The following is a 14274-nucleotide window of genomic DNA, read 5'->3' as shown; positions in this document are numbered from 1 at the left end:
TTTTCAAAGACTTTTCAGCGAAAAGTCTTTGGCTCTCCCGCAAAGTAGTCCCTCAAAATCCGACCGTAGATCGCTTTCAGCTGGTGGATCTGTTCCACCCGCACACGTTCATCGACCGCGTGCATCCGATGTCCGACGAGGCCGAACTCCACAACCGGACAGTGGCTTTTGACGAAACGCGCGTCTGAGGTCCCGCCCGTCGTCGACATCTCTGGCACCCGGTTGGTCTCGGTCTGGACTGCGGCGGAGACCAACTCTGACAGGGGTCCAGGGGGTGTGATGAAACTCTCGCCCGAGACCTTGACCTCCATCTCAGCCGTCACGCCATGGTCCCGGGTGATCCGGTCGATCTCGGCCTGCACCAATTCGCGCAAACTGTCCGACGTATGGGCATCATTGAACCGGATGTTCACCGTGGCCCGTGTCTCGGCAGGGATGACATTGGTTGCGGCATTGCCCGTATCCATCGTCACCACCGCCAAGGTCGAGGCATCGAAATGCTCCGTGCCAGTGTCCAGCACATGGTCCGACAAACGTGCCATCAAATGGGCCATGGCAGGCAATGGATTCAACGCGCGATCGGGATAGGCCGCATGGCCCTGACGCCCCCGCAGCGTGATCCAGACGGTCATGGAGCCGCGCCGCCCGATCTTCATCATTTGGCCCATGTGGTCGGGGCTGGTCGGTTCGCCGACCAAACAAGCATCCAACCGCTCGCCCTCGGCGTCCATCCAATCGAGCAGGGCCGTCGTGCCATGCAGGGCGTCGCCCTCTTCGTCGCCGGTAATGGCCAAGACGACCGCCCCGTCCGGCGGGGTCGCAGTGACGTAATCCACCGCCGCCGCGGCAAAGGCCGCCACACCAGACTTCATATCCGTGGCCCCACGACCATAGAGCCATCCGTCCTCGATCACCGCGCCGAAGGGATCATGGGTCCAGGCCGCCAAGTCCCCCACGGGCACGACATCCGTATGCCCATTGAACCCGAAGGTTCGCCCATGGCCTTTGGCGCCCCAGCGCGCGTAAAGGTTCGCAACCCCGCCTCGATCCACGCGGGTACAGGTAAACCCGGCCTCGGAGAGCAGCGCCTCCAGCAACACCAGCGCGCCGCCTTCCGTCGGGGTGACCGAGGGGCACCGCACCAGGTCCGCTGTCAGGGCCACCGGGTCGACGCTCATGCCTCGTCCTCGCGGAACACAGTGGTTTGCGCGACAATGACGGAGTTTTCCGCCAAGGCCCGATCCATCAAGGCGCGCTCATCGGCTTCGATGTCGTGACCCTGGTCCAGCCGTTCGTCCAAGGTGCCGTAGCCGGTCACCTCCAGCACGTTCAAATCGGCCTGCTTGAGAACGGCGACGGTTTCGCGCACGGCCTCTTCCTCGTCCACGCCAGAGGCATAGCACATCAGCGCCGCGCCAGAGGCCCCCTCGGGTAGGCCATCGTTCGCGCGCCGCCCCACCTCCACCAGCAGGGTAAAGACCGCATGGGGTCGCTTCGGTTTCTTCGGGGTCTGGGCCATGTGTCCGGGTGTGGGTTCCGCCCAGTGGGTTGTCAAGCGGGTCAGGCGCGGCCCCGCACCATGCGCACCCCTGCGATCAGAATGCAGGCCCCAGCGATGCCGACCACAAGCTGCGACACCCAGGCGCCAGCGGCGTAAATGCCCACAAGGCTCAGCAGGAAATTCGCAATCACCGCACCAAGAATACCCAAGACGATGTTCATGAGCAGGCCGGTCTTGGCCTTCATGATCATGCTGCCGATCCATCCGGCCAAGCCGCCCACGAAGATGGCAGCGATCCATCCCAAACCTTGCATTGTCGCTCTCCCGTGATGGTGTGCGTATAAGGAACGGCCCGCACCGCGCCTAGGTTCCCAGATATGTGCGGCTTTGCCCGTTTGACAGGCCCACCCCAGCGACAATATTCCGACGACAGGGGGTGGGATGAGCAACCAGCGCACAAACCTGACACTTAGCCGGGCCCAGCGGGACAATATGGCCGCTTATGACCGGCTGCCGCCCGTTTTGCGCCGCTGGTTGGCAGAGGCCAAGCTTCCCTGGTCGCCCGAAACCGCGAAACGCGCCTGGCGCAAAGCCAGGTGGAAGGCCATGGGCCGGGAGGCCCAGGCGCTCCGGATCATGGACGAGATTGAGGCCCAGCGCCTCCGGCAGGACGCTTTGGTCCAACAGCAGCAGGCCGCCATCGCGCGTGTGGCCAACCGCGACCAATCAGGCGGTTAGCCCCGGCGCACCAGGTGCCACAATGGGCGGCACCCCAAATGCTTAGTCGCGCAGCAGCTCGTTAATGCCGGTTTTCGAGCGTGTCTGCTCATCCACCCGCTTCACGATCACCGCACAATAGAGGTTAATGCCGTTCTTGGACGGCATCGACCCCGCGACGACGACCGAATAGGGCGGGACCTCACCGTACATGACCTCACCGGTTTCGCGGTCCACGATCTTGGTGGATTTGCCGATGAACACGCCCATTCCCAGGACCGACCCCTCGCGCACGATGCAGCCCTCGACGACCTCGGAGCGGGCCCCGATGAAGCAGTTGTCCTCGATGATCGTGGGGCCCGCCTGCATAGGCTCCAGTACGCCGCCGATGCCCACACCGCCGGACAGGTGGACGTTCTTGCCGATCTGGGCGCAGGACCCGACCGTGGCCCAGGTGTCCACCATGGTGCCCGAATCCACATAGGCGCCCAGGTTCACGAAGGACGGCATCAGAACCACGCCCGGCGCCACATAGGCCGATTTGCGCACGACGCAGTTGGGGACGGCGCGGAAGCCGGCGGCCTCCCACTTGGCAGAGTTCCAGCCGTGGAACTTGCTGTCCACCTTGTCCCACCAGGTGGAGCCCTGTGGCCCGCCTTCGTGGGGCTCCATGTCCTTGATGCGAAAGCCCAGCAGCACCGCTTTTTTGGCCCATTGGTTCACATGCCAGTCACCGCTCGCCAGCCGCTCCGCCACCCGTAGGCTGCCGTTGTCGAGCGCCTCAAGGGTCGCCTCAATCGCGTCCCGCGCCTCGCCGGTGGTCTGGGGCGTGACCGTGTCGCGCGACTCCCAGGCGGCTTCGATGGCGGTTTCGAGCTGTGCGTTCGACATGGGGCGGTGCTCCGGGCGTGAGAAATCAGGATCGGCCCGCTCTACCCCACGGCCGCACCGGGGGGCAATGCCCCGAGACCCCGACGCCCCTTTGGGCGGTTGACGCGCGGGCCCGTCCCAGTCACCGCTGGGTGACCCGACCAATCCCGGAGCCGCGCCATGCCCACCCTCTCCCCCGCCATCCTGATCCCGGTGATCGTGGTCTTTGCCGTCGGCGTGGGCTTTGGCATCCAAGCGCCGCTGAACGCCGCCCTGGGCCGTGCCATCGGTGGTGGCGTGGCCGCAGCAGCCGTTTCCTTTGGCGTTGGCTTTGCCGCGCTGCTGGTCCTGTCTTTGGCCCTTGGTCAGGGCGGCGCCTTGCTGGCCGCCCCATCCCAGCCGCTCTGGATGCTGGCGGGCGGGCTACTCGGCGCGGCGGTGGTCTGGGCGATGCTGTGGTCGGTGCCGTCGATTGGGATCCTGACGGCCTTCGCGGCGCTTTTGCTCGGGCAACTCTCGGCGGCCCTGGTCCTCGATGCGCTGGGCGCCTTCAACCTGCCGGTCCATCCGATCACGCCAACCCGCCTGTTGGCCTTGGCGCTCGTGGCGGGTGGGCTGGTTCTGTCCCGGCTCTAGCGCCACTTGATGGAACAACCCATGCCCGGCACCTGATCCGGCACGTCCGCCCCCCGGGTCACGGCCTCCATCGCGGCCCGCAACTCCGCCGGCCGCCCGCGATAGCGGAGCGTCAGATCCGGGCCATAGCCAAACAGATCGGGCGTACAGACCGCGCCCATGGCCCGCGCCACTGCCTGGGTCTCATCCACCAGATAGGGCACCGTCAGCCCGTGGGCCGCCGCAAAGGCGCCCATCCGGTCTGGCGCATCCGCCGGGTAGGCGGTCCAATCGTTGGGCATAATGCAGCAGGCCCCGACACCCGCCCCGGCCAAAGCGGCCAAATCGGCGGCCAACCCGTCAATCTGGCGGATCACATAAGGACAATGGTTGCAGATAAACGCCACGACGAGGCCCCCTGGCCCCGCCAGATCGTCCCGCGCGAACCGCGTGCCCGTGGCATCGGGCAGGGTAAAATCGGGACAAGGCTGGCCAAAGTCGATCTTCGGCGTTTCCGTCAGGGCCATGGTTTAGCTTTCTGCAAATGGGTCGGGCGCAGGATTGGCGCCACAGATGAGGACCGCGACGCGCTCCCCCTCTGAGGGAACATAGACCCCCGAGGTCAGCGCCGCCAAGGCAGCGGCACCCGACGGCTCCACCAACAGACGCGCCTCTTGCCAAAGCATCTGCTGCGCCGCGACGATGGCGTCGTCCGTAACCGTCACACTGGTTTGGCCCTGGGCCAGCCCAAAGCAAATCGACCCGATCCGCTTGGCCCCCAGCGCGTTGGCCGCCACCCCCGACACGGGCACATCCACCGGCGCCCCCGCCGCCAGCGCAGCGTTCAGCGCGCGGGACGTCTCCGGCTCCACCGCCACAACGCGGCGCCGATCCGCAAACCAGGAATAGGCCCCAGAGATCAGGCCTCCGCCCCCAACGGCAATCACGACAGTGTCCGCGTCCAATCCCTGATCTTCCCACTCGGCAAAGCAGGTTCCCTGCCCCGCCACCGTTTCGGGGATGTCATAGGGATGCACCTGCATCGCCCCGGTGCGCGCCTCGTGATCCAGCGCCGCCTCCTGGGCGTCCGCATAGAGCCCCGGGACCACGTGACAGGTGGCGCCCGCCCGCTCGATCACGGCGATCTTGGCTGGACCCGCCACCTCCGGCACGAAGATATGGGCCGGATACCCCAGCGACGCCGCCGCATGGGCCACCGCCGCCCCATGGTTCCCGCCAGAGGCCGCGACCACACCCGCCGACGGCACCTCCCGCGTCAGAAGGTTGTTGAACGCCCCCCGGGCCTTGAAGCTGCCCGTGTGCTGCATCTGCTCCAGCTTCACGTCCACATCGAACCCGCCCAGCCGCAGCTGCGCCACCGGCGTGACCCGCGCGTGCCCTGCGACCCGCGCCTGCGCCGCGCTGATCGCCTGCCGCCGGGCGGTGCCATCGAGTGCCAACCAATCCATATCGCGCGCCTCCGTTTTGCCTGTTACACCGGACCTCCGAGCCGCTGACAAGGACCACCCATGACCGAGATCGACCGTCGCCATCCCCTGCGCCATTCGCGAGAGGACGTGGAAACCGCCGAGGGTCTGCCCTCCACGCCGCAAACCCGGTCTCCTGCCTACCGCCTGGCCTTTGCCGACGAGGATTTCCTGTGTCGCGACGACCTGCGGCCCGTCCGCCTTCAGCTTGAACTGCTCAAGCCGACCCTGCTGATGGATGAGGCCCAGATCGACAGCACGGTCGTTCTATTCGGCGGCGCCCGCGTGCCGCGCCCGGAAGATCGCGATCAGGCCCGGACCGAGACCCTGCGCGACCTGTCCAGCCAATACGAAGAGGCCCGGCGCTTCGCCCATCTGGTGACCGAACGGTCCTTGGCCACCTCGGGCGGGCGGGAAAACGTGGTGGTGACCGGCGGCGGACCCGGCGTGATGGAGGCCGGGAACCGGGGCGCCGCCGAGGCGGGGGGCCGTTCCATCGGGCTCAACATCGTGCTGCCCCACGAACAGGCGCCCAATCCTTACGTCACGCCCGAGCTTGCGTTCAACTTCCACTATTTCGCTGTGCGCAAGATGCACTTCCTGGTGCGGGCCGCCGCCGTCTGCGTCTTTCCGGGCGGCTTCGGCACCCTGGATGAGTTGTTCGAGACCCTCACCCTGATCCAAACCGGGCGGATGGAACGTGTGCCCGTCCTGCTGTTCGGCGAAACCTTCTGGCGCAGCATCGTCAACTGGGACGCGCTGTTGGACGCGGGCACCATCGGGCAAGATGACCTGGACCTGTTCCGCTTTGTGGAAACCGCCGAGGACGCCTTGGCCGCCATGGATGGCTGGCACCTGCCCCGCACCCGTCGCGCCTCGCTCTAGGCGCGACCAGCCCGCGCGCCCGGTGGCGCGGGCCTAGTCCAGCACGTAGTCCACGAACTCCGTCCGTTGCAGCACCTGTTGGTTGTTGTCGGACACGAGCGTCATACGGCGCCGGCCATCGGCGTCTTGCCAAACGGCGATCCCTTCCAGGTTGTCATGGTCCCGCAACCCGCTTTCCATCTCCAACCGTTCGTCCCCGCCAGTCATGTCGAAACTGCGGACCCGGCTGCGAAACCCAACCAAAGCGAAATGCCGCTCCAGAATATAGAGGCGTCCATCAAAGATATCGGCGCCCGAGACGAGGAATGGCCCGTCGCGGCGCAGGCCAAAGGGCTGCCGCCACTGTCCCGTGTCATAGCAATAGACCGGAAAGGGCCGCTCGACCGCGCCCGACCGCTCCGGGATGGCATAGAGCGTACCATCTGCGGAGGCCGCCAGCGCCTCCAGCCCCGAATTCGCCTGGAGCCCGTCGAAGGCCGGGGGCAAGGGGATCCGCTCCGGTGGGCTGTCGAGCGTGTCATGGCGCATCACGCGGTGGACGCCTTCAAAGGCCACGAACCACCCGGCCTCCGTGCGCGCCAGACCCTCGGCATCGAATTCTTTGCCTCGCAACCGGCCACCGGTGGATCGCAACAAAGGCCCGTGGGTCACCTGCCTCACCGATGTGACAGCCCCAGTTGCGTCCCGAACCAGACGCCCCTGCACCCAGTATCCCCTGTCAGACAGAGTGGCGAACTGCTCTCCGTCAGGCCCAAGCCAGAGGGCCGAAAAGCCCCCCGCCTCGGGCCAATCGGGCGTCCAAGTGTAGCTTCCAAGGTGGTCTGCGGCCCAGGCCGGGGCCGCCAGCGTCAGCGCGAGGGCGCAGACAAGACAGCGGCGCATTGGGCGGGCATATCGGCCAAGGTCGGTTCAACACGGGGGCGCGGCGGCGGCGCGTTGGGATCCGGCGGCGGCGGGTTGAGGATGTTGTTCACCCAATCCTGCGCCTCGGCGCAGCCATCGCCCGGCGGCGGCGCGGCCTGATCCTCACAGTTACGGGCACCGCGTGGGCAAGCGATGCGAATGTGGAAATGATAGTGATGCCCGTACCAGGGCCGTACCTTGCGCAACCAGGACCGATCGCCAGTCTCGGTCTTGCACATCTCAACCTTGGCGCCGGGGAAGATGAAGATCCGCGTCGTCCGCGGGTCCTGGGCGGCTTTCTTGATCAGCTCGTGCTGGCCCCGGGTCCAGTTGTCGTTGACAAAGGCGCCGTTCTGCCGCCGCATGGAAATCGCCGACAGGTTTTCGCGCTGCCGCCGGGACAGGGTCATATCCGTGGCGGGATAGAGCCAGATATCCGCATCCAACCCAATCTGGTGGCTCGCATGGCCGGAGATGGGGCCGCCACGCGGCGCACTCAGGTCGCCCACATAGATCCCACCCCAGCCGATGCGATCCATGTGCCGGGCCAGGTCTTGCACCAGATCGACCATCTCCGGGTGACCCCAGTTGCGGTTCCGGCTCAGCCGCATGGCCTGCCAACTGGGTCCCGTCTCGGCCAGTTCCACCAGCCCCGCCGCACAGCCCCGCGCATGGCGGCCGTAGGGTTCCGGCTGGGCGGCACTGGGCCGATCCACCCGGCCAAACAATTCCTTGGCGGTTTGCGCCTGGGCTGGCGCCGACCAAAGGGCAGCAGCAATCAGACAGGCGAGGACGGTTCGGACCATGCGGTGTGCTCCCCATTCGGTTTCACCCAGACTAACAGCAGCAATCCCAACATGAACAGACCCGCCACCGGCAGAATACCCAACCGTGCCGACCCGGTCAGATCCGTCGCGATCCAGATCAGGGCTGGCGCGAGAAAAGCCGTCGCTTTGCCCGAGAGCGCATAGAGTCCGAAGGCCTCGGTCGGGCGTGCCGGATCCGCATGGCGCACCATCATCGTGCGGCTGGCCGCCTGCAAAACGCCCCCAGCCCCGCCGATCACGCACCCGATGATGTAAAAGACGACGTCTGGGACCAGGCTGCCCTCGGACAGGGGGATGAACAGAAACGCCTCGCGCGACATCAGACACAGAAGCGCAACGACCCCCGTCAGCGTCAGGATCATAGCGGTGATGGCTGGCTTCGGCCCGTGCCGCGCGTCGATGTTGGCCCCAATGTAGCTGGCCACCCCTGCGGTGATCGCACTCAGAATACCAAAGATGCCGATGGACGTCGTCTCCCAGTCGAGGACCAGGGCCGCATAGGTTCCGCCAAAGGCGTAGAGCGCGACCAAAGCATCCCGAAAGAACATGGAACTCAGAAGCCAAGCCGACAGGCTGCGCTGGGCCGGGACCTTCCGCACGAGGGTCCGCACATCCAGCCAAGCCTGGCGCAGGGACGCGCCGCCAACCGCCCCTGCGGGATCTTTCACCCAGAGGAAGAAGGGCACCATGAAGACGATGAACCAGAGGGCTGAAAAGGGGCCGACAAAGCGCGTCCCCTCCCGCGCGGCGCCATCCAACCCAAAGAGAGGCACACCCTCCAAGAAAGTGCGCCCCTCTGCATTGTCAGCAAAGCCCAGCAACATGATGAACAAGGCCAGCACACCGCCAGCGTATCCGATGGCATAGCCTCGGCCCGACACGCGCCCCGTTTGGGACGCGGGCACCAAGTCCGGCAACATCGCGTTGGTGTAAATGGTCGTGTACTCGGCCCCAATCATCGCCATGGCAAAGGCGATCAACGCCACGGTCAGACCGCTGCCATCGGGCATCATAAGCCAAAGGCCAGCCGTTCCCGCGACATAGAAGGCGGAAAACAACAGGATCCAGCCCCGTCGGCGCCCCGTCCGATCCGCCAAGGCGCCCAGAAACGGGGCCGTCACCGCGATCGCCAGACCGATCATCATCTGCAACCGCGACCACAGCGCCTGGGCATCGGCATCCGACTGCTGCTCGGGCACACCACCGGCCTGCCACACCTCGGTCAGGGTCGAGGTTAGGTAGGGACCGAATAGGAACGTCAGGCAAAGCGTGTAAAACGGCTGGGACGCGACGTCGAACATCATCCACCCGCGCACGCGGCGCTTTTGCGTCAGGTCTCTCATCGCATCCCCCTGGGTCCGGCGCACACCATGGGGCGCAGACCACAGGGGCGCAACGGCATGGTGACAGACGGTGTCAGACGGTCGGTGGAACGTGGCCCTCGGGCACCGCTGCCGGTCCTTGCGGGGGCCATGGCCGGGTGCCCTCGGCCTCGATCCAGGCGGCGACCCAGGCCGGAGGCTCTGGCGCGGGACCTTCCCAACCCAAGGCGTCCATCACCTCGGACGGCGGCACGGTGCCTGCGCGCGAGGTTACAGCGGTCCGCATCAGGGCCTCCGAGGTACAGGTGCCGCCGACCCACATGGATTGCACAATGTAGATGAAGCGCGCGTCCCAACTGATGCAGCGGGTCCGCATCTCGATCCGTTGCAGGGCCGTCACTCGCTTACGATAGCGGACGGAACACCCGGCCACGGCCAGGCCCCACCGGCGCTGCCGCAAAACAGAGGATAGCCCCACGCGCGCCCCGGCCCCGAACCGGCCCAGATCATAGAGCGTCAGGGTGCGCCCGTTATTGAGTTCCAGAAATCCGTCCAAATCCCAGGGCATACAGAGGTGATGGCTGACGTGTTCATCGGTGATGGCCATCGGGGCGAGGCTACGGACGGACCACAATTGCCAGGCAAATCTGAAGAAAGGATACATTCAGCCGATCTGTGCCCTGCCCCGCACGGGGTCAAGGGAAACGGTACGTCAGCTTGCCTGGGCCGTCCGCGATGCCTAAGTCAGGGACAGACACAGCCGAAGGTAAATTATGACGTCCCTTTTCCAGATCATCATGTTCGTCCTGTCCATCGCACAGACGATCATCCTGGTGCACATCATCATGTCGTGGCTGATCAATTTCGGCGTGCTGAACCTGCACCAGCCGCTCGTCTCCCAAATCTGGCAGGGTCTCGAACGGTTGCTAGAGCCGATCTACGGCCCCGTGCGGCGTGCCTTGCCGCAGATGGGGGGGCTCGATCTGGCGCCGCTCGTGGTCATCTTCGCGATTTTCGTGATCCGCACGATCATGATCAACAATGCGGCGGCCTTTTTCTAAGGCGCCGGTGACAGGGGCAGGATTGCCGCCTCGTTTTCCGATGGGACCGTTCGTCTTACCCCAGCATGGAATACTGCACGCAATCCTCGTCGCAGGTCGCATGATGGGTGCCCTGGACCTGTTTTTGCAGAACCAAGCCGAACAAGATGGCCGCGATCAATACTGCGAGCCGAACGTTTTGGGATATCACCGGTGCCATGGGACCCTCCTAAACTATTCGGTTTAGTTTGTGTGAAATGAAGCCTCCTGGCAAGTCACACGAACGTGACGGCGATCCTTCGCCTATGGCGTCCATGCCATGGCCGAAAACCATCCTAGACCGCACCGCTTGGCCTTCAGATGACAAAGCGCCGTCGCGGACCCACGAGGGGGTGTGACTGGCGCAGGACCAATATCCGGTGCCCTTCTACCGTTCCGTCACGGATGCAGCCCCGACGGACGGTGGCCCTGATGATTTCCAGATAAACCCTCCCACACTGCAACATCGCCGCCCTGGCACGTCACGGCCGCAGAGGCCGAAGCCCGTCGCGCACCCACACGCCACGTCCACCGCCAAACGGCTCCCTATCGCCCCCCATTGCGGACCGGCCTGCCGCAGCGTTGGGGCTACGAAATCCCTTGACCGATGCCCCTGCGACTTCGGACCTAGATCACCCGTCCGTCACCCTTGGATCCCCCATGCGTCTGCTTGCCTGGTCTGGCCCCCGAAACCTGTCGACCGCGATGATGTATGCCTTCGCCGCGCGCCCCGATTTCGATGTGATGGATGAGCCATTCTACGCCGCGTATCTGGCGGCGACGGGCCTGCCCCACCCCATGCGAGATGAGATCCTAGCGGGCCAACCGACCGACCCCGCCGACGTGGCCCAGCTTTGCCAAGCGCGACCAAAAGCCCACGTCTATCAAAAGCATATGGCCCACCATATGTCGGCTGGGATGCCCTTAGGGTGGGCCGAGGGCGCCGTCCATCTTCACCTGATCCGTCACCCGGCGCGGGTCATTGCAAGCTATGGCGCGAAACGGGACGAGATCACCGAAGACGACATCGCCTTCGCCGCCCAAGCCACGCTCTATGATCGGTTCGGCGGGATTGTGGTGGATACCTCGGACCTACGGAACAATCCGGAGAAAATGTTGCGCAAGATCTGCGCCGAATGCGGCCTGCCGTGGACCGACGCCATGCTGCGCTGGCCCGCAGGCGGGCACGCCGCCGATGGGGTTTGGGCGCGCCATTGGTACGGGGCCGTCCACCGCTCCACCGGGTTTGCAGGCCCTGAAGGTCCCCTGCCGCAGGTGACGCGCGACGACCTTTTGGCTGCTGCGCTGCCCTTCTACCGCGCCTTGAAAGCGCGTGCGATCTGAGAACCTTAGCGTCCCGCGCGCGCCCGCCGCGCCATGGCCGCGCGAAACAGCGGACGGCGGATTTCTCGGTTTACCCGATCCCACATCCCACGGTTCTTCTTTTGAATGGTGGTGCCGCCAACCGCGTCCGAGACCTCTTGCACGCCCGATGGCCAGATAACCCTTGCCCGAACGCCTGTCACCCAGTGCATCTGGAGCATCACATCAATCGGCCGATCAAAGGTTTCGGTTGCCGCCAACAAGCCTGTGGCGGCCTGCCGTGTGACCACCGCCGCCGTTGTCCGCAGTGGCGATAGGGCAGGCTCCGTGAGGGTCACCGCCCCCTCCCGGGCAATGACGTCGGCCTCGGGCTGGGCGCGCGTCTGAAGCTGGATCAGACCATCCCCGGGATGCGCCTGCGCCAGGGCGAGCGCCTGCGCGAAGATCTCAGGCTCCAGACCGGCGTCGTCCTCCAAGATCACAGCGGCCTCCCATCTAGCCTCCAGGATATGGCTCCAAGCGGCGCGATGGCTCAGGAAGCAAGCGATTTCAGACGGCTGCAACCCAAAGGGATACGCGGGACGCAGGGCGCCGCCCGCCGGGTCATAGGCCGCAAGGATTTCGGGCCCTGCCGTGCGACCATCGACGGCCTCCAAAACCGTTGTCGGCACCGGGAGTTGCTGCTGAAGCTGCCGAACCTGGGCGGCCCGGGCCGTGGCGCGCGGCAGGTGAATGATCAACGCCCCGTCGATCCGCGTCGTCATTGCCTGCCCTCCCACAGTTCATCGTAGACGGCGCCGATGCCCTCGACCTCGCGTGCGATGCCATAGGCGGTGACGGCCCGTCGTCGGACACCTTTGGCCCAACGCGGCACGTCGTCCAAGAGGGCCCCCAGGGCGTCGCTGGCCGCAGATGCGGCGCCTTCGTCATTGGGCACCACCGACCCGCCGTCAAACGCCCGGAAATGGCCCGTATCCGTCGCCACGAAGGGCACGCCCGAAGCCATGGCCTCCAAGGGGGTCATGCCGTACCCCTCGTACCGTGGCAGGGCCACCAGCGCCGAGAGGCCGCGCATCACGGTGGGCAGACGATCTGCCGGGATCTCACCGGGAAAGAGCAGGCGCTCGGACAGGCCAGCCGCTGCGACGCGCGCGCGCAGGTCTTCGGCAAAGGCCTGATGCTGTCGCCCCGCGCGCCCGATAACCAAAGCCGTCAGGCCGGGACGGTGCGGCAGCACCTGCAACATCGTCTCCACAAATCGGTCGGTGCCCTTCTCGGGCCGAATGCGTCCGATGCAGGCCACACCAGCGGTGCCGCCGTACCCCGTTTCAGCCCATGCGGTGGCGCGGTCAGCCGCAGGGACCCAACGGTCGGTATCGACACCATGGGGGACAACCGCGCGCACATGGGGCACGTAGGTGGCCGCCGCCTCGGTCGTGGCGATCACCGCATCCATCCGCGATATTAGCCAGCGCGGATAGGCCGAATGGCGCCGCTGCGCCGCCGAGGTAAAAACGAGCCGGATGGGCAGGTGCAGAACATCACGCGCCCAGATGCCGTGGCGCATCTCGGGGTTGCGCCGCACATGCCAGATGGCGAAGGGGCGGTCACCCGGCGCACGGCTGAGGGCACGGGCGCGGGCCAGTGTCACCGGATCCGGCGCACCCGGCAGGGCGTGTCCCGCCAAGGCCATGTCGTAGCGCGTCGCCTGTTGGCGCACGACGCCCGCAGCCGTGGCCGAGACCCCGGTGAAGTTGCGGTTCAGGTTGGTGACAATCAGTTCGGCCATGCCTCGCTATGGCCATCCGGCGCGGCCTTTGGCAAGAACCAGCCATGATAACTGCACGCCTCTTCGGGGGTCTGGGCAACCAGATGTTCCAATATGCCACCGCCCGCGCACTGGCCGACCGCCTGGGAGTAGATCTGGCGCTGGACACCCGTGACACCACGCTCTTGGGGGGGCACGCCGGGCTACAACTGCACCGCTACGCCATCCGGCATGTCCCGCCCGAGACCTTGCCGCCGGGTCGCAAGGCCCACCCCCTGCGATATCTGGCATGGCGGGCGTTCGGCGGCCAACTGCTGCGCGAGCGGGGCCTGGGGGTGAATGCTGCTGTGACAGGGGCCTCCGATGGCACTTACTTGCACGGCTATTTCCAGTCGGAGCGGTATTTTGCCGACCATGGGAACGCCATTCGACAGGACCTCACACTGCTTGAGCCGCTCTCGGGCGAAAGCACCCGGTGGCGCGACCGGATCGCCGAAACACCCCATGCCGTCTCGCTCCATGTGCGGCGGGGAGATTATCTGTCGGCGGGCAACCACGGCACCTGCGACGCGGCTTACTACGCGCGCGCCTTGTCGGCCCTGACGGACCTCCTCGGCACGCGACCGCACGTCTTCGCGTTCTCAGACGACCCCGATTGGGTGCGCGAGACCCTGCACCTAGACGCCGACATGTCGGTGATCGGGCACAATGGCCCCGACGCAGGTCACGAGGACATGGAGCTGATGTCGGTCTGCGATCACCACATCATCGCCAATTCCACCTTTAGTTGGTGGGGGGCCTGGCGAAACCCGTCCAGAGACAAAATCGTCGTCGCCCCGGACGTCTGGTTCGCGGATCCGAGGCAGCACAATCCTGATATTTTGCCCGTGGATTGGTATCGGGTCTGATAGGTTGCGCCGCCTTTGGCGTCGCGCCAGCGAGGGGCCAACCCCTCGCGCTCCCCGGAGTATTTTCCC

Annotated in this window: 19 protein-coding genes; 6 read left to right on the top strand and 13 right to left on the bottom strand. The window is 65.7% G+C overall.

The genetic code is table 11. The features are described from left to right. Positions 1 to 14: 14 nt before the first annotated feature. Genes dapE through K5R33_RS15880 form a run of 3 tightly spaced genes read right to left on the bottom strand, consistent with a single transcriptional unit; the run spans position 15 to position 1815 of the window. Positions 15 to 1178: a succinyl-diaminopimelate desuccinylase gene (dapE, locus tag K5R33_RS15890; RefSeq protein ID WP_220750054.1), complete on the bottom strand. Its 1164-nt coding sequence runs from the start codon at positions 1176 to 1178 to the stop codon at positions 15 to 17. Next, positions 1175 to 1519 (bottom strand): DUF8846 family protein, encoded by a 345-nt coding sequence (locus tag K5R33_RS15885; protein WP_220750053.1) that lies wholly within the window; start codon positions 1517 to 1519, stop codon positions 1175 to 1177. The genes dapE and K5R33_RS15885 overlap by 4 nt, the downstream gene beginning before the upstream one ends. 41 nt (positions 1520 to 1560) lie before the next feature. Further along, complete coding sequence (locus tag K5R33_RS15880; RefSeq protein ID WP_220750052.1) at positions 1561 to 1815, bottom strand: GlsB/YeaQ/YmgE family stress response membrane protein; 255 nt, start codon at positions 1813 to 1815, stop codon at positions 1561 to 1563. Positions 1816 to 1942: 127 nt separating this feature from the next. Between K5R33_RS15880 and K5R33_RS15875 the strand changes: the two genes are divergently transcribed. Beyond that, positions 1943 to 2239, top strand: coding sequence for a DUF6525 family protein (locus tag K5R33_RS15875; RefSeq protein ID WP_220750051.1), 297 nt, complete (start codon positions 1943 to 1945; stop codon positions 2237 to 2239). 42 nt (positions 2240 to 2281) lie between these two features. On the opposite strand, the gene dapD is transcribed toward K5R33_RS15875, so the two are convergent. Then, complete coding sequence (gene dapD, locus K5R33_RS15870; RefSeq protein ID WP_220750050.1) at positions 2282 to 3109, bottom strand: 2,3,4,5-tetrahydropyridine-2,6-dicarboxylate N-succinyltransferase; 828 nt, start codon at positions 3107 to 3109, stop codon at positions 2282 to 2284. Between the two features lie 159 nt (positions 3110 to 3268). On the opposite strand from dapD, the gene K5R33_RS15865 reads away from it, so the two are divergent. Next, a complete protein-coding gene (locus tag K5R33_RS15865; RefSeq protein ID WP_220750049.1) occupies positions 3269 to 3724 on the top strand; it encodes a DMT family transporter in 456 nt (151 codons plus the stop codon). On the opposite strand, the gene K5R33_RS15860 is transcribed toward K5R33_RS15865, so the two are convergent. Both K5R33_RS15860 and K5R33_RS15855 read right to left on the bottom strand, forming a co-directional pair. Then, positions 3721 to 4230 carry a thioredoxin family protein gene (locus K5R33_RS15860; RefSeq protein WP_220750048.1) on the bottom strand — a complete coding sequence of 170 codons (510 nt, stop codon included), beginning with the start codon at positions 4228 to 4230 and terminating at the stop codon, positions 3721 to 3723. The genes K5R33_RS15865 and K5R33_RS15860 overlap by 4 nt on opposite strands. A gap of 3 nt (positions 4231 to 4233) precedes the next feature. Next, on the bottom strand, positions 4234 to 5172 hold the full coding sequence (locus K5R33_RS15855; RefSeq protein WP_220750047.1) for a threonine/serine dehydratase: 939 nt from the start codon (positions 5170 to 5172) through the stop codon (positions 4234 to 4236). Between the two features lie 60 nt (positions 5173 to 5232). Here K5R33_RS15855 and K5R33_RS15850 point away from each other — a divergent pair, with 60 nt between their 5' ends. After that, complete coding sequence (locus K5R33_RS15850; protein WP_220750046.1) at positions 5233 to 6075, top strand: LOG family protein; 843 nt, start codon at positions 5233 to 5235, stop codon at positions 6073 to 6075. Positions 6076 to 6108: 33 nt separating this feature from the next. Here K5R33_RS15850 and K5R33_RS15845 read toward each other — a convergent pair whose 3' ends face one another. The 4 genes from K5R33_RS15845 to K5R33_RS15830 form a co-directional block, all read right to left on the bottom strand. Beyond that, positions 6109 to 6957 (bottom strand): esterase-like activity of phytase family protein, encoded by an 849-nt coding sequence (locus tag K5R33_RS15845; protein ID WP_220750045.1) that lies wholly within the window; start codon positions 6955 to 6957, stop codon positions 6109 to 6111. Then, positions 6924 to 7784, bottom strand: coding sequence for a penicillin-insensitive murein endopeptidase (gene mepA / locus K5R33_RS15840; RefSeq protein WP_220750044.1), 861 nt, complete (start codon positions 7782 to 7784; stop codon positions 6924 to 6926). The genes K5R33_RS15845 and mepA overlap by 34 nt, the downstream gene beginning before the upstream one ends. Then, entirely contained in the window at positions 7757 to 9148 is a 1392-nt protein-coding gene (locus K5R33_RS15835; RefSeq protein ID WP_220750043.1) for an MFS transporter, read from the bottom strand. The genes mepA and K5R33_RS15835 overlap by 28 nt, the downstream gene beginning before the upstream one ends. A gap of 73 nt (positions 9149 to 9221) precedes the next feature. Continuing rightward, positions 9222 to 9791 (bottom strand): acyl-CoA thioesterase, encoded by a 570-nt coding sequence (locus K5R33_RS15830; protein WP_220750042.1) that lies wholly within the window; start codon positions 9789 to 9791, stop codon positions 9222 to 9224. 109 nt (positions 9792 to 9900) lie between these two features. Here K5R33_RS15830 and K5R33_RS15825 point away from each other — a divergent pair, with 109 nt between their 5' ends. After that, complete coding sequence (locus K5R33_RS15825; RefSeq protein WP_220750041.1) at positions 9901 to 10188, top strand: YggT family protein; 288 nt, start codon at positions 9901 to 9903, stop codon at positions 10186 to 10188. A 55-nt stretch (positions 10189 to 10243) separates the two neighbouring features. On the opposite strand, the gene K5R33_RS15820 is transcribed toward K5R33_RS15825, so the two are convergent. Continuing rightward, entirely contained in the window at positions 10244 to 10387 is a 144-nt protein-coding gene (locus tag K5R33_RS15820; protein WP_220750040.1) for a hypothetical protein, read from the bottom strand. Positions 10388 to 10866: 479 nt separating this feature from the next. Between K5R33_RS15820 and K5R33_RS15815 the strand changes: the two genes are divergently transcribed. Then, positions 10867 to 11550, top strand: a complete 684-nt coding sequence (locus tag K5R33_RS15815; protein ID WP_220750039.1) for a sulfotransferase-like domain-containing protein — start codon at positions 10867 to 10869, stop codon at positions 11548 to 11550. 5 nt (positions 11551 to 11555) lie between these two features. Here the strand turns inward: K5R33_RS15815 and K5R33_RS15810 are convergent, their stop codons facing one another. Then, positions 11556 to 12293 carry a glycosyltransferase family 25 protein gene (locus K5R33_RS15810; protein WP_220750038.1) on the bottom strand — a complete coding sequence of 246 codons (738 nt, stop codon included), beginning with the start codon at positions 12291 to 12293 and terminating at the stop codon, positions 11556 to 11558. Beyond that, positions 12290 to 13318, bottom strand: coding sequence for a glycosyltransferase family 4 protein (locus tag K5R33_RS15805; RefSeq protein ID WP_220750037.1), 1029 nt, complete (start codon positions 13316 to 13318; stop codon positions 12290 to 12292). Before K5R33_RS15805 ends, K5R33_RS15810 begins: the two co-directional genes overlap by 4 nt. A 44-nt stretch (positions 13319 to 13362) precedes the next feature. On the opposite strand from K5R33_RS15805, the gene K5R33_RS15800 reads away from it, so the two are divergent. Next, positions 13363 to 14205, top strand: coding sequence for an alpha-1,2-fucosyltransferase (locus tag K5R33_RS15800; protein WP_220750036.1), 843 nt, complete (start codon positions 13363 to 13365; stop codon positions 14203 to 14205). The last annotated feature ends 69 nt before the right edge of the window (positions 14206 to 14274 follow it).

It is taken from the genome of Jannaschia pagri, from assembly GCF_019655435.1.
GTDB lineage: Bacteria > Pseudomonadota > Alphaproteobacteria > Rhodobacterales > Rhodobacteraceae > Jannaschia > Jannaschia pagri.
The sequence above is the reverse complement of the archived record's forward strand: the minus strand, read 5'-3'. Positions and strand labels throughout refer to the sequence as shown.

Excerpts from the sequence above, each read along its gene's own strand:
- dapE (WP_220750054.1), bottom strand. The coding sequence starts at position 1,178 with ATGAGCGTCGACCCGGTGGCCCTGACAGCGGACCTGGTGCGGTGCCCC.
- K5R33_RS15885 (WP_220750053.1), bottom strand. The coding sequence starts at position 1,519 with ATGGCCCAGACCCCGAAGAAACCGAAGCGACCCCATGCGGTCTTTACC.
- K5R33_RS15880 (WP_220750052.1), bottom strand. The coding sequence starts at position 1,815 with ATGCAAGGTTTGGGATGGATCGCTGCCATCTTCGTGGGCGGCTTGGCC.
- K5R33_RS15875 (WP_220750051.1), top strand. The coding sequence starts at position 1,943 with ATGAGCAACCAGCGCACAAACCTGACACTTAGCCGGGCCCAGCGGGAC.
- dapD (WP_220750050.1), bottom strand. The coding sequence starts at position 3,109 with ATGTCGAACGCACAGCTCGAAACCGCCATCGAAGCCGCCTGGGAGTCG.
- K5R33_RS15865 (WP_220750049.1), top strand. The coding sequence starts at position 3,269 with ATGCCCACCCTCTCCCCCGCCATCCTGATCCCGGTGATCGTGGTCTTT.
- K5R33_RS15860 (WP_220750048.1), bottom strand. The coding sequence starts at position 4,230 with ATGGCCCTGACGGAAACGCCGAAGATCGACTTTGGCCAGCCTTGTCCC.
- K5R33_RS15855 (WP_220750047.1), bottom strand. The coding sequence starts at position 5,172 with ATGGATTGGTTGGCACTCGATGGCACCGCCCGGCGGCAGGCGATCAGC.
- K5R33_RS15850 (WP_220750046.1), top strand. The coding sequence starts at position 5,233 with ATGACCGAGATCGACCGTCGCCATCCCCTGCGCCATTCGCGAGAGGAC.
- K5R33_RS15845 (WP_220750045.1), bottom strand. The coding sequence starts at position 6,957 with ATGCGCCGCTGTCTTGTCTGCGCCCTCGCGCTGACGCTGGCGGCCCCG.
- mepA (WP_220750044.1), bottom strand. The coding sequence starts at position 7,784 with ATGGTCCGAACCGTCCTCGCCTGTCTGATTGCTGCTGCCCTTTGGTCG.
- K5R33_RS15835 (WP_220750043.1), bottom strand. The coding sequence starts at position 9,148 with ATGAGAGACCTGACGCAAAAGCGCCGCGTGCGCGGGTGGATGATGTTC.
- K5R33_RS15830 (WP_220750042.1), bottom strand. The coding sequence starts at position 9,791 with ATGTATCCTTTCTTCAGATTTGCCTGGCAATTGTGGTCCGTCCGTAGC.
- K5R33_RS15825 (WP_220750041.1), top strand. The coding sequence starts at position 9,901 with ATGACGTCCCTTTTCCAGATCATCATGTTCGTCCTGTCCATCGCACAG.
- K5R33_RS15820 (WP_220750040.1), bottom strand. The coding sequence starts at position 10,387 with ATGGCACCGGTGATATCCCAAAACGTTCGGCTCGCAGTATTGATCGCG.
- K5R33_RS15815 (WP_220750039.1), top strand. The coding sequence starts at position 10,867 with ATGCGTCTGCTTGCCTGGTCTGGCCCCCGAAACCTGTCGACCGCGATG.
- K5R33_RS15810 (WP_220750038.1), bottom strand. The coding sequence starts at position 12,293 with ATGACGACGCGGATCGACGGGGCGTTGATCATTCACCTGCCGCGCGCC.
- K5R33_RS15805 (WP_220750037.1), bottom strand. The coding sequence starts at position 13,318 with ATGGCCGAACTGATTGTCACCAACCTGAACCGCAACTTCACCGGGGTC.
- K5R33_RS15800 (WP_220750036.1), top strand. The coding sequence starts at position 13,363 with ATGATAACTGCACGCCTCTTCGGGGGTCTGGGCAACCAGATGTTCCAA.